Annotated in this window: 10 protein-coding genes; 9 read left to right on the forward strand and 1 reads right to left on the reverse strand. The window is 63.5% G+C overall.

The features are described from left to right. The first annotated feature begins 130 nt into the window (after nucleotides 1-130). Nucleotides 131-1,762 (forward strand): hypothetical protein, encoded by a 1,632-nt coding sequence (locus DWV00_RS21835; RefSeq protein ID WP_245964981.1) that lies wholly within the window; start codon nucleotides 131-133, stop codon nucleotides 1,760-1,762. A gap of 252 nt (nucleotides 1,763-2,014) precedes the next feature. Here the strand turns inward: DWV00_RS21835 and DWV00_RS21840 are convergent, their stop codons facing one another. Next, entirely contained in the window at nucleotides 2,015-2,698 is a 684-nt protein-coding gene (locus DWV00_RS21840) for a DUF4336 domain-containing protein (protein ID WP_115535712.1), read from the reverse strand. Between the two features lie 731 nt (nucleotides 2,699-3,429). On the opposite strand from DWV00_RS21840, the gene DWV00_RS21845 reads away from it, so the two are divergent. The 8 genes from DWV00_RS21845 to DWV00_RS21880 all read left to right on the forward strand — a co-directional run bounded on the left by DWV00_RS21845 (nucleotide 3,430) and on the right by DWV00_RS21880 (nucleotide 13,227). Next, a complete protein-coding gene (locus DWV00_RS21845) occupies nucleotides 3,430-5,382 on the forward strand; it encodes a thiamine pyrophosphate-binding protein (protein ID WP_115535713.1) in 1,953 nt (650 codons plus the stop codon). Between the two features lie 129 nt (nucleotides 5,383-5,511). Beyond that, a complete protein-coding gene (locus DWV00_RS21850; RefSeq protein WP_115535714.1) occupies nucleotides 5,512-6,228 on the forward strand; it encodes a hypothetical protein in 717 nt (238 codons plus the stop codon). A gap of 158 nt (nucleotides 6,229-6,386) precedes the next feature. Continuing rightward, complete coding sequence (locus tag DWV00_RS21855) at nucleotides 6,387-7,274, forward strand: LysR family transcriptional regulator (RefSeq protein ID WP_115535715.1); 888 nt, start codon at nucleotides 6,387-6,389, stop codon at nucleotides 7,272-7,274. Nucleotides 7,275-7,511: 237 nt separating this feature from the next. Continuing rightward, nucleotides 7,512-8,540, forward strand: coding sequence for a PDR/VanB family oxidoreductase (locus tag DWV00_RS21860; protein WP_115535716.1), 1,029 nt, complete (start codon nucleotides 7,512-7,514; stop codon nucleotides 8,538-8,540). A gap of 106 nt (nucleotides 8,541-8,646) precedes the next feature. Then, on the forward strand, nucleotides 8,647-9,762 hold the full coding sequence (locus DWV00_RS21865; RefSeq protein ID WP_115535832.1) for an aromatic ring-hydroxylating dioxygenase subunit alpha: 1,116 nt from the start codon (nucleotides 8,647-8,649) through the stop codon (nucleotides 9,760-9,762). A 115-nt stretch (nucleotides 9,763-9,877) separates the two neighbouring features. Further along, nucleotides 9,878-11,311, forward strand: coding sequence for a TIGR00366 family protein (locus DWV00_RS21870; RefSeq protein ID WP_245964982.1), 1,434 nt, complete (start codon nucleotides 9,878-9,880; stop codon nucleotides 11,309-11,311). 27 nt (nucleotides 11,312-11,338) lie between these two features. Next, nucleotides 11,339-12,508 carry a CaiB/BaiF CoA transferase family protein gene (locus tag DWV00_RS21875; RefSeq protein ID WP_115535717.1) on the forward strand — a complete coding sequence of 390 codons (1,170 nt, stop codon included), beginning with the start codon at nucleotides 11,339-11,341 and terminating at the stop codon, nucleotides 12,506-12,508. Next, a complete protein-coding gene (locus DWV00_RS21880; protein WP_115535718.1) occupies nucleotides 12,505-13,227 on the forward strand; it encodes an enoyl-CoA hydratase/isomerase family protein in 723 nt (240 codons plus the stop codon). The genes DWV00_RS21875 and DWV00_RS21880 overlap by 4 nt, the downstream gene beginning before the upstream one ends. Nucleotides 13,228-13,292 lie beyond the last annotated feature (65 nt).

Consider the following 13,292-nt stretch of genomic DNA (forward strand, 5'->3'; position numbering starts at 1 on the left):
CGTTAGTTCACGTGAGTGGGTCAGGCGCACCGCGCTCACGCTTAGTTCGCGCAGCGCGAGCACCATCCGCATCGATAACGCGTACGCCGCATGGTGGGCGGCTCGCTTCGACCGGGCCAAGGCCGCCACCTTGCGCGATGCGCTCGAAGACTACCTCGCCGAGAAGGGCGGCGACTGGTCCAAGGTGCCGCGCAACACCGAAAGCGGCGGCCTCATGCAATACATCCACCAGGAAGCGAAAGCGGTTGCGCCGCCGCAGCCGTCGGCCGCGGCCGCACGCGACAGAATCCGGTCGTTCGATATCCCGCACTCGCGCTATGGCGTGCTTTACCTGCTGGGCAATATCGACATCGACATGAACGCCTTCACCATTGCCATGGAAGGGGTAGGCGCCGTGGGCGGCGCCGTCGGATCCGGCTTCGCGACGAACATGAGCCATCTGAACAGCGCCACCCAGGCCGCCCGGCATGTCTCGGTCGCGGGGCACGACGTGTCGGCGCGCGCCATCGCCAGCGCCGGGGCGGTAGCCGCCAAACAGCTGCCGACAGCAGTCAAGACCATCGACAATACCTTCGGCATCAGCAACGCCGCCACTAGGGAACGGCGCTGGGCGAAGACCGGCACCCTCCGGCCCGCCATGGACAACGCCGACAGCGGTCCGATCAAGTCCAAGGTGACCTGGACGTACCCGACCACCCAGGCCGGCTTCGAGATGATCAAAGAGGATCCGGTACTGTTCCTGAATCCCTGGGTGCTGCCGACCACGGTGGTCGGCGCGGCGCTCGTGACCGTCACGGAAACGCTCAACAACCTGCGGCGCGAGATCGAAAGCGCCGTCACTTGGGCCTTCGAGAAAATCAAGAACGCGTTGCTCGGCACGTCGGCCAGCACGTTCAACGTCGCCGGCGGTGTTGTCCGCTCGCTGATCAAGGTGGTCGTCACGCAGTGCCTCGCGAGCGCGGCGCCTTTCGTCGGTGCGGCCATGGACCTCGGCGCAGGCATTATCAAGACCCTGCGCGCCGCGGCGGAAAAGGTCGGCGCCTGGCTCGAGCGCCGCCGGATCGAGCTGAACGCCGGACACCCGGAACTGATCGCCACGGCGCTCGAGGGCGAAATGCAGGCGGGGATCTTCCAGGGGCTGTGGACCACGCTGAAGGGCGCGGTCTCGATGGCGCTGAGCTCGTTCCTGCCCGGCGCGGGCAGCCTTGTCTCGGCCATCGTCACGGGCGTCGAATGGCTGGTGAAGTTCTGCTTCCGGCTGTGGGAGCAGAGCAAGATCCACGCATTTCTCACCAAGGCGCGCGAACTCTATCTGCAGGAGCGCGAGTTGGCCAAGCGCGATCCGGGCCCGCGCGGCCTCGAGTTTCAGCCGAACATGGATCCGAGCAAGGGCGGCATCATCCACGACGTGGACAAGTTCACGGCCTTCTTCCAGGAAGGCTGCGACGCCAGCCCGCTGATCCCCATGCTCACGCTCAACACCGGCATTTGCGGCAGCCTGATGACGATGGCGAATCTATTCAGGGACGAAAAGGTGACGGGGCGAGAAGTGGTGGACCGAGCGACCTATGACACCGGGGCGGCCTATTTTTCCCGGCTCAAGGCTTTCGGCGCGCAGTATCTGCAGACTTCGGGCTTCAAGTTTCAGGCGCGCCCGACGGAGACACGCGGGAGCATCCAGGGCTTGCTCGATCACGCTGTGCATCATCACGGGCGGGATACGATGGCGGGCAAGGCCGCGGCGTTCATCTCCGCGACCTAAACCTGAAAGCGGAACAGCAAAACTGCTGCATTGCATGCGGACGGCGAGCGCTCGACGGTTTCGAGCCCGCCGCCGGGCCGCAAGCTTCTCAACGCCCTACGCGATGAAAGTCGCACGTGCGCCAGCAGCGTGCGCGCAGGCGCCCGCGCCTCGAGCCACGCGTGCCCACCACCGTCGATCTGGACTAGTTACCCCAAACACGCCCGCCTTGTAAGCGTCTGAGAGAGTGCGGCAACCGGAGTAATCGGGCAATCAAATCCAGCGCAACGCCTCAGCGATGACATCCGTTGCCCCGCTGTCGACGCATTCACCATGAGCGATCAGAAGCCGCTCGGGCTTCCAATCGAGCACTCGTTGGCGAGCGGCGCGCGCGGCATCGCGCGAGAGAAAACTCAGCCGCCATTCGCGCGGCGTGCTGCCGTGCGGTGCGACAAGGTCATCGAGCCGCAGGAGTATGCCTTTCCATCCCGTGGCCGCTGCCTCCGGAAAGCGCTGGATTAGATCGCCGAAAATGGCGGTGCGTGACGCGCGATGGAAGAACACCACTTCTTCCATCGCAAAGGATCCGCGAAACACAACTTGATCAATGTCGACGATCCATTGCCGGTCCGGTTCGTCGCCAAGTTCGGCATCGAAGCGAAACCCTTTCATCTTCCGAGCAAGACCCGGCGGCGCATGCAGCCGCGCTTCAGGCCAACGGCGCTTCCACGCGGAAAGCGCCAGATGATGCAGCTTGTTCGGCGACACGATATGCGAGACTGGTCCAACCGCTTCTACGGCGTCGGCTAAATCTCGCGTCAGCTCGATTGGCGACCATACCCACGTTTCTCTCGAGGAGAGGCGCGCAACCGCCATGCGGGTCGGATATGGAAAACCATAAAACGGCACCGCCGGGCCATCGGCAAAATACAAATCCGGTCCGAACTCCGTCAGCATTGATTGAGATATTTCGCAATGACGATGTAGTGCGTCGACTCAGTGCCCCAACCCGTCACGATTCACTGCGACGGATGAGTCGGAAGGGTTCAACTGGACAGTCTCATCCAAGATCGAATTCGGGGCCGTGGCATTCACGTTGCCGCACATAGCGGTGACGAAGATGACGACGGTTTTGGTCAGCTTAGTGAAAGGGGGCTGCATCGTTGCCTTCGTATTCACAAGGGTAGTCGCCGTGGAACCATCCTATTATGGGCCGAATCGCTTTCAACGAAGTATCGCGCGTGAGCTAGAGGTAATCGTTCAACCTGGCACCCGGACATCCAATAGTAATACGCATAAGCAATTGCACGTATCCTCATTTACGCGTACCAATCGACCTACAACCTTGACGTGAAAGCGTTCCGTCAGTCTGCACCGGCATGAGGCGACGGCGGCACCGCCACCGAACGCCCATCGCGCACCTGTCAAAGTTTCCAGTTACCGGATCAACAGCGCCAAGCTGTAATGGCTCCGTGCAAAAGCACATCCTCAGGCCTTGCGCACAAACCCGTCCCGGTTCGTATCCGGCAAAGGGACCGACCAGACTAGCTTTGCGCAAAGCGGCGACATGTCCGCAATAAAAACGTAATCGTGGACAGTCGCATCGGTATTCGAATTTAGTCGCGGCCACGGCAATCCATTCGTGAATACCGCGCCAATCGCCGGAAAACATCTCGTTCGGGGGAGCCATGGCAAGCGAAGCTAACGGGCAGCAACCGCGCTGGGCGCGCGATTACGTATTCGACGCCTTGCGCGAACTCGGCATTCATTACATCTTCGGCGTGCCCGGGACCAACGAGATCCCGATCATCGACGGCACGTCCTATCCCGAGAATCAAGTCCAGTACATCGAGTGCCTGCACGAGAACATCGCGATCGGCGCGGCGATGGGCTCGGCGCGGATGACCAACAAGCCCGGCGTCGTGGTGGTCCATGTCACGCCCGGCATCGCGCACGCGGTCGGCAACCTGTTCAATGCGGCGCGCTCCCAGGTTCCGCTCGTGATCCTCTGCTGCCAGCAGCAGAACGAGCTCGTGACGCAGGAGCCGCTGCTCGCGTCGAACCTTGTCGACATCGCGAGCCAATACACCAAATGGGCGCACGAGGTGCGCGCGGCCGAGGAATTGCCGCTGGTGCTGCAGCGCGCTTTCAAGGAGGCGATGGCGCCGCCGAACGGGCCGGTGTTCGTGTCGATTCCGTGGGAGTTCACGATGCGCCGCATCGGCGACGCAGACCGCCTGCCCGGCATCACGCAAATCCCGCCGCGCTTCACGGCCGATGCCGATACGATTCGCGAGGCCGCGGCACTGCTCACCGAGGCAAAGAATCCGATCATCGTCGGCGGCGACGCGATCGGCTACGCTGGTGCATGGCATGAGCTGCAGACGCTGGCAGAGCTGCTCGGCGCGCCGGTGCTGCTGCAAAGCTTCAGCAGCCTCGCCAACTATCCGAACGACGACTGCCACTGGCAGGGCGAGCTGCCCACCACTCAGCAGGGCGTGCAGAAAACTTTTGCTGCCCACGACGTCGCGTTCTTGGTCGGCTTCAGCAATCAGGCACAGGTGACGATCTTCAAGTATTCCGACGGGCCGTTGATTCCGCCGCACGTCAAGCAGGTCTACTTGACCAACAACACCTGGGACATCGGCAAGAACTATTACGGCGAAGCCGCGCTGTTCGGCGATATCAAGAGCACCTTGCCGCTCGTTATCGACGCCGTGCGCAAGAATCCGCCGCCCGCCGCCGGCGCGCGCAACGCACGATTGCGCGAACTCGATGCGGCGCGGCGCGTGTCGTGGGACAAGTACCTCGCGCTCGCGATGCAGCAGGACGAGATCTGGGCGGTGGTAGTGGCCGAAGCGCTGCGCCGCGAGATTCAGGCACGCGGCCTGGGCAAGAAGTTCGTCTATGTTCACGAAGCCGTGTCCGATCCGGCGCCGTTCCAGTACCTGCTGCCGCTCGGCACCGAAGGCGCCGCGCCGATCAGCTATTACTGCGTCGGCGGCGGCTCGCTCGGCTGGTCGATGCCCGCTTCGCTCGGCATCAAGCTCGAGCAGGACGGCTGGCAGAACATCGAGACGAGCCTGGTGGTCAACGCGGTGGGCGACGGCTCGTCGCTGTTCTATCCGCAGACCTGGTGGACCGCCGGCCATCGCGAGCTGGGCGTGCTCTACATCGTCACCAACAACCACGAGTACCATACGCTGCAGCTGGGCCTGCAGCAGGTGGTGCAGGCCTACGGCTCGTCGCCCGCGTACGGCTGGAAGCCGAAGACGGACGATCCGGAGTACCTGCGGATCAACCGTCCCGCGCCGGACTTCGTCTCGATCGCGCAGGCCATGGGGGGCGTGGGCGGCGAAGTGGTGAAGCATCCGGAGAGCGTCCACGCCGCTGTGAGGCGCGGCATCGATCATGTGCTGCACACGCGCACACCGTACGTGCTCGATGTGCGGACTGCCGGCAATCCGCCGCCGCCGCCGTCGACCCAGTCGACCGCGAAGGCCCGCGCCAAGGCGCTGCAGCGCTACGTCGCCCAGCCGCCGCTCGATGTGTTCCATCAGGGCGCACTGATGACCGCACGAGCCGCGAGCGAAGGCGAGGGCGACGACCCGCCGATGCCGAACGTGCACGTGATTTTCTGAAGCACGGAGAATGTCGAGAAGAGCGCAGACGCCACGTTGGGGTGTACACCGACGTGGCGTATACGATTACACGAAGCAGCGACAATTCGTCGGATATCATCGCGATCATCCTTGGGAGGATGACTAAGCATGAATCCACAGCAATACAGGCTGTTTCTTGACAATCCGGTGTTGTTTCTCAACGGTCCGGGAAACGTGAGGCAGATCCGGCTCGACGGCACGATGACGCAGGCGATGCCGAACAGCGTTTCCCGAACTGTTCAATACCCTGGTGCAGTTCCTTTGCACTACCAATATTCCGCGGCGCGCGTAACGCCAGTCACGCTCCGCTATGACGACACCGGGATTTCGGCCACGTCGGCGGTGTGGATCAGCCGTAATCAGCCGGGCGGTCAATATCAGCGCGATCGCGCTTATTATCTGCAGTGGGCGGCTGATCATGCCTATGCGATCGAGCTAGCTTTCGATGCGCAGTTGTTTTTCACCGCCGAACTCACCGGTTGCGGAATCATGGTCTTTACCGCACCCAATAAGACCATCGTGGTTCACCACAATGTCCAGGTCCCGCCTGTTCCTCTCACCTTTATGCAGCAGATGTTCGAAAGCGCCGCAGCGCGGCAACAGCGCGAGACCGCTCACGTTTCCGACGTTCGCACTCAGACTCTGCATGGGCTGGCGCAGGATATTGCCGCTGCACATCCGGACATCACCGGTGGCACGCTATTGAGCGTGCAGCAATACGGCGCAACGGCTCGCGTATTCGGCATCAAGCGCAATGGTCAATGGCGGCTGTACGTCAACCGTCCCGTTGGTGGCACCTACCAAACCGAGTTGCTGTCTGAGTGAGTTCGTGGAGTCATGCCGACGCGCGCACGGCGGCTACGCTCGTCGTCGCCTTGTGCAGCGCGTTCCCAGGCCTCCGGGGTTTCCACTGGAGACGCTGTATTAGGTGAGCTCTACACTCGCTGTACGCGGAGTACGAGGCTCGGCGATATGGAGACACCATGACGCTTCAGCAACTGGAGACGTTTTTCTGGACGGTTACGCTCGGCAGCTTTTCGTCGGCAGCGGAGCGCCTCTATGCGACACAGTCGGCCGTATCGATGCGCGTGCGGGAGCTCGAACGGGCGCTGGGCGTCGAGCTGTTCGATCGCAGCCATCGCGCGGTGCGGCTCACGCCGAAGGGGCGCGAACTGATGGACTATGCGTCCCGGATCCTCGATCTGTCCACTGAACTGGAACATCGCGTCGGCGCGTCGGGCGCGGTGTCCGGTACGGTCCGGTTCGGCGTGGCGGAGCTGGTCACGACGACGTGGCTGCCGCGACTCATCGGGGTGATCGCGGAGCGCTACCCGAACGTGCGGCTCGAAATCGAAGAGGCGCTCACCGCCGAACTGATGGCAAGCCTGCGTGCGGCGGAACTGGAGCTCGTGCTCGCACCAGGGCACACGCGTACACCGGCACTATCCACGCTGTCGCTCGGCACGGTCGACTTCCAGTGGATGGCGAGCCCGTCGCTCGGTCTTGATGCGCACACCTACACACCTCAGGAACTTGCCGCGTATCCGATCATCGGCATGAAACAGACTTCGTTCCATTACTCGGCAATCGAAGACTGGTTCCTCGGCGAGCACGTTCGGTGCCGTTACCTCGCACGCTGCAAAAGCATTGCCGTCGCCGCGTCGATGACGATCGCCGGCATGGGCGTGTCGTATCTGCCGGTACGCAGCTACGTGATGGAGGTCGAGCAGGGCCGGCTCGCGATCGTGCGCGTCGACAAACCACTCGCGCCGGTCGAATTCATCGCGGCAAGTGCCGCGGGGCATTCGTATTCGCTCGCGCGCGTGATCGCGGAACTGGCGTGCGAGATCAGCGATTTCGACGCGGTCTGACACCCGCGCTTCGCAGGGCTCGTACGGCCACGTGAGCTTCTAATGCGGCCTTTATCGCCCCTCCGAAGGCCGCTCCCATCGCACCCGCGAATTTGCTGCACTGCGTGACGTTGCATCAAGAAAGTTGATGCTTCCACGCGCAAATTACTCGTTTGAGTTCATGTGACGGCGCGTCTATTCTGGGTTTCACAGAAACGGCAACTCATCGACCGTTTCGACGAGAACTGGAGGCAGACAATGGAAGCAGTCCTCACGCGGGACGAGGCCGTCGCTCGCCCTGAGCGCGCGGTCCCCCGAAAAATAGAAGCGCGCGTGAACTCGATCACGTCGCTTGCCGAAGACGTCAACGCCTTCGAATTCGTCCGCGCCGACGGCAGCGCGCTGCCGGCCTTCACCGCGGGTTCGCACATCGACGTGCATCTTCCCGGCGGCACGATCCGTCAGTACTCGCTGTGCAATCCGGCGACGGAGCGGCATCACTACGTGGTTGCGGTGCTGCGCGATACGGCCGGCCGCGGCGGTAGCGTCGCGATGCACGACATGCTGCGCGCGGGGCAGACCGTGACCATTTCCGTTCCGCGCAATCACTTCGGACTGTCGGCCGATGCGGCGCGGCACGTGTTCATCGCCGGCGGCATTGGCATCACGCCGATCATGGCAATGATCCACGACGTGCAGCGGCGCGGCGAAGCATTCCATCTGTTCTACTGCGCGCGCGCGCCGCAACGCACCGCGTTTCTCGATGTGCTGCAGCCATTGATCGACGCGGGCGACGTGTCCATGCATTTCGACGGCGGCGACCCGTGCAATCGCCTCGATCTCGCGCGCACGCTCGCGCAGTACGCACCCGGCACACACCTCTACTACTGCGGCCCGAGCGGCCTGATGGACGCGATCGAGACCGCAAGCGCGCACTGGCCTGAGGGCACGCGTCACTGTGAACGCTTTTCCGCGGCCGGCGCACCGGCGCACACCGCCGAGGATCGTGCCGACCAGCGACCCGACACGCCGTTCGAGGTCGAACTGCGCCGCTCGCGGCAGACCTTCACCGTGCAGCCGGGCGAATCGATTGCCGACGTCCTGCGCGGCCACGGCGTGGACGTGGATATGTCGTGCTGCGAAGGCTATTGCGGCACCTGCATGACGCGCTATCTGGAGGGCGAGCCGCTGCATCGCGATACGGTGCTAGACGCGGACGATCGTGAGGAGTTCGTGATGATCTGCTGCGCGCGCTCGAAGAGCCCCACGCTCGTACTGGACATTTGAACACAGGCGCCCAAGCGCGGGCTGGACAGCGCATGCGTCGCCGCAGTCGCCGCATCGCGCCGCGCCGGAGCGTCACTCCCCATTGACACGAAAGAGGATGGCCGATATGAGTACGTTTGAATACGTGAAGGACTGCTGGTACCCGATGGGATTTTCGTCCGAGTTCGCGCCGGGGCAGTTGCAGGGTCACAAGATCGTCGATCGGCCAGTCGTATTGTGGCGATCGCAGGAAGGGGAAGTCGTCGCGTTCGACGATCGCTGCTGCCACAAGCGCTTTCCGCTGTCGCAGAGCAAGCTGCTCGACAACGGCCAGCTCGAATGCGCGTATCACGGGCTGTGCTACGACACATCGGGGCAATGTGTCGCGATTCCATCCGCACCCGACAAGGCGATTCCGCCGCAGGCGCGCCTGAGAGCCATCCCGGTGCGCGAGCAGGACGGCGTGGTCTGGATCTGGCCAGGCAATCCGTCGGCGGCGCGTAACGTCGATCCGCCGCGCACGCCGGAAATCAGCGATCCGGACAACCTGTCGATCGGCTCACCCGAGCCCTTGTACGTCCCGGCGAACTATCTGCTGCTGATTGAAAACCTGCTCGACATCACGCACTTCTATCCACTGCACGACGGCAATATCGGCGACAAGGAGAACAGTCGCATTCCGGTCGAACTGGAAGAGGGCGAGAGCGAAGGCCATACGTTCGTGCGCACGACACGCCACGTGCATGGGTATCGTCAGCCGCCGTATCTGAAGGAGTGGTTCCTATACGACTCCGTCGAGCGCATTCACACGCACTGCATGGTGAGCCCGGGTCTCACGCGGGTCGTGATGCGCGTCGCGCCGGAAGGCGAGCTCGGCACCGAAGCCGAGCGTGGGTACACGCTGCTTCATCTGCATCTCCCCGTCGATGCGCGCAATCTCGTGTGGCGCTGGAACGTGTCTTGCAAAAACTGGCACAGGACGTTGAGCGATCCGTCGATGCCGACCGCCCGCAAGGTGGCGGAAATGTTCCCGGCGGTGGTGGCGCAAGACCAGTGGGCACTCGAACGTCAGCAGCTGATGATGGACTGTCCAGACGACGGCTATGCCGAGCTGTTCCTGAAGACGGACAAGGCATTGCGGCGTGCGCGCCAGGTTCTGATGACGCAGCAGCGCAAGGAGCGTGAGTTGCAGATCAAACCGGCCGGCGCAGGCACGGCGGCGAAGGAGTCCGCTATCGCGTAGTTGTGCAGTTGCGTTATTGCGATCCAGCCGCGCGTTCGCCAATACGATGCTACGAGTCGTAGCGAACCGCGGTCTGCCCACGACAAAAACCGACCTCTGGTCCAGGAGACAGATTGTGGAAACCCATGATACGTCGTCGCTAGCCGTTCCCGCGCACGACGCACCTTCCAGTGACGACAAATCGCTTCTGCAGCGCGCGGTGTCGTCATGCGTGTACGTGTTCGAACGAGTGATGCCTGATCCGTTCGTGATCGTGATCCTGCTGACGGTTGTCGTCGCGCTGTGCGCGCTCGCATTTGCGCCGAAGGGCACGCCCGAGGTGATCCTGTCGGGATGGTACAAGGGCATCTTCGGCATCTTCACGTTTGCGTTCCAGATGGTGCTGGTGCTCGTGACGGGCTATGCGCTCGCGAGTGCGCCGGTCATCAAGGCGGCGCTGCGCAGCATCAGCCGGCTCGCAGTCGGGCCGAGCTCGGCGGTGGTGCTGGTGTTCGTCGTCGGCGCGATCGCCACATTTCTGAACTGGGGTTTCGGCCTCGTGGTCGGGGCGATGCTGTCGAAGCAGGTCGCGAGACAGGTGCGCGTCGACTTCGCGTGGCTCGTCGCGGCTGCGTACAGCTCGTGGGTGTTATGGGCATTCACCGGCATGTCGAGTTCGATCGCGCTGTCGATCGCGTCGCCGGGCAATCCGCTGAACATCGTCGAGCAGCATACGCATGCGATCGTGCCGCTCGCGCACACCGTGTTCTCGACGTGGAATCTGCTCGCCGGTGTCGCCGCAATGATCTTGATTCCGGTGGTGTTCGTGCTGATGCGTCCGGCCGACAAGGACGTGATGGCCGCCGACGCGGATCTGCTCGCCGCGGAAGACGTGGCGGTGGATACCGCCGGCGATGCACGCAGTCACACTTTTGCCGGTGCGCTCGAACGCTCGCATCTGTGCGCGCTGGTGTTCGTCGTGGCGGGTGTCGCGTATCTCGCGACGCAGTGGCTGCGGCATGGCGTGAGCCTCGACATCAACACGGTGATCTTCATCTTCCTGCTCGCCGGGCTCTGTCTGCACGGCACGTCGCGCCGCTATGTGCGCGCAGTCACGGAAGCCGCGAAGGTGACGGGCCCGATGCTGCTGCAGTACCCGTTCTATGGCGGCATCATGGGCATCATGGGCGCGACAGGGCTCGCGCAAGTGATCGCCCATGCTTACATCCACGTCGCATCCGGCGCGACGTTGCCGTTCCTCAGCTATCTCGCGTCGGGCGCCATCACGCTGTTCATTCCGAGCGGCGGCGGCCACTGGGCTGTGCAGGGCCCGTTCACGATTCCCGCCGCGATGAACCTGGGCGCGTCGCTGCCGGGCACCTCGATGGCGATCGCAGCCGGTGAAATGGCCGGTAGCCTACTGCAGCCGTTCTGGGCCATTCCGGTGGTCGCGATCGCGGGCGTCGGCGTGCAGCGCGTGCTCGGCTTCACGCTGGTGATCTTCCTCACGGCCGGCTCGTTCCTCGGCCTCGTCTATTTGCTCATCGTGCCGACATTCGCAGGACTCTGACCTCATTCTTTACGAACGGAAGTGACTATGACTCATCAGTTGGCCCTCGAGGGCATACGCGTCATCGAAGTCTGCAACGTCGCGGCAGGACCGTTCTGCGGCATGCTGCTCGCGGATATGGGCGCGGACGTCGTCAAGCTCGAGCATCCCGACGGCGGCGACACGCTGCGCGCGTGGCCGCCGATCAGCCAGGGCTTCAGCGAAAACTTCGCTTCGCTCAACCGCAACAAGCGTTCGGTGACGCTGAACCTGAAAGATCCGGGTGATCGCGAGACAGCCAAAGCGCTGATGTGCGATGCGGACGTCGTGATCGAAAACAACCGGCCCGGTGTGATGGACCGTCTGGGCCTCGGCTACGAGGCGCTCGCGGCGCGCACCCCGCGTCTGCTGTATTGCTCGATTTCGGCTTATGGCCAGACGGGCCCGCGCGCGCAGGAAGGCGGTTTCGACCTTACCTTGCAGGCGATGAGCGGGATCATGAGCGTGACCGGCGCGGAAGGCGGCGAGCCGGTGAAATGCGGCGTGCCGCTGGCGGATTTCTCCGCCGGGCTGTACGCGGCGTTCGCGATCGCTGCCGAGCTTCGGCGCGTGCAGCAGAGCGGCGCGGGCATGCACATCGACATCTCGATGCTCGGCGCGACACTCGGCATCGCTGCGCTGCAGACCTCCGAATACTTCGGCAGCGGCCGCGATCCGGTCAAGCTCGGTTCAGCGCATCCGCGCAATGCGCCGTACCAGGTGTTCCGTTGCCGCGACGGCCACTTCGGCATGGCGGCCGGCAACAATGCGCTGTGGTCGAGCGTGTGCCGCGTGGTCGGACATCCGGAGTGGTTCGACGATCCGCGCTTCGCAAGCACCGGTGATCGTGCGCGCCATCAGACCGCGCTGCGCGAAATGCTCGAATCGGAATTTGCCGCGGCCGATGCGGGCGAGTGGCTCGAACGCTTTCGCGGCGCAGGTGTGCCTTGTGCGCCGATCAACCGCTATTCGGATGTGCTCGCCGATCCGCAGGTCGAGCACATGCAATGGGTGCAGCCGCTGACGCTGCCGAATGGCGTAAAGACGCGCACGTTCGGCTCGCCGATCCGGCTGTCGGGACACAGCCTGCCGATCCGCCGGGCGCCGCCCGCGCTTGGCGAGCATTCGCAAGAAGTTGTCAATGAACTCAAAGAAGGTCTTGCACAGGAAACACGATGACCGGATCGATCGATATCGTGCGTGACGCAGACTGCTGGACGTTCACGCTCAACCGCCCCGACAAGATGAACGCGCTGAATCCTCAGGCCGTGGAGGCGCTGCTCGCAGGGGTCGACGAGGCTCATCAGTCCGGTGCGCGCACGCTGGTGTTCGCGGGCAATGGCCGCAATTTCAGCGCCGGATTCGATCAAGGCAATCTGGAGCAGGAAAGCGACGCGGACCTGCTGCTGCGTCTCGTGAGAATCGAAACGATGCTGCAGCGTGTTGCATCTTCGCCGTGCATGACGGTTGCGTTTGCTCACGGCCGGAATTTCGGTGCTGGTGTGGATCTGTTCGTTGCCTGCAAAAAGCGCTTCTGCACGGCGGATGCGACCTTCCGGATGCCGGGGCTGCGCTTCGGTCTGGTGCTTGGTACGCGGCGCTTCGGCGAGTGCGTGGGTCTCGCGAATGCCCGCGACATCCTCGAACAGACGCGCACGCTCGACGCGCATGAGGCGCATGAGATCGGTCTCGTGTCGCGGCTGGTCGAAGCGGACGGCGTTTGCAGTGTGGTCGACGACCTGCGCCAGGTTGCCGGACAGTTGGACAGTCAGACGCAACGCCACCTTTACGACGTGCTCGCGGCGGGTGACGCCTCGCGCGACCTCGCCGATCTCGTGCTGTCGGCATCACGGCCGGGTCTGAAAGCGCGCATGCTGGCGTTCATGAGGCAGCGTTGAGCGCGGGAGGGCGCGCAGCCGAGCCGCCAGCCGCTCGATCTGCCGTCGACTGACGCCCAAGCGCT

Origin of the sequence: Trinickia dinghuensis (assembly GCF_003367175.1) — a bacterium.
Taxonomy (GTDB): domain Bacteria; phylum Pseudomonadota; class Gammaproteobacteria; order Burkholderiales; family Burkholderiaceae; genus Trinickia; species Trinickia dinghuensis.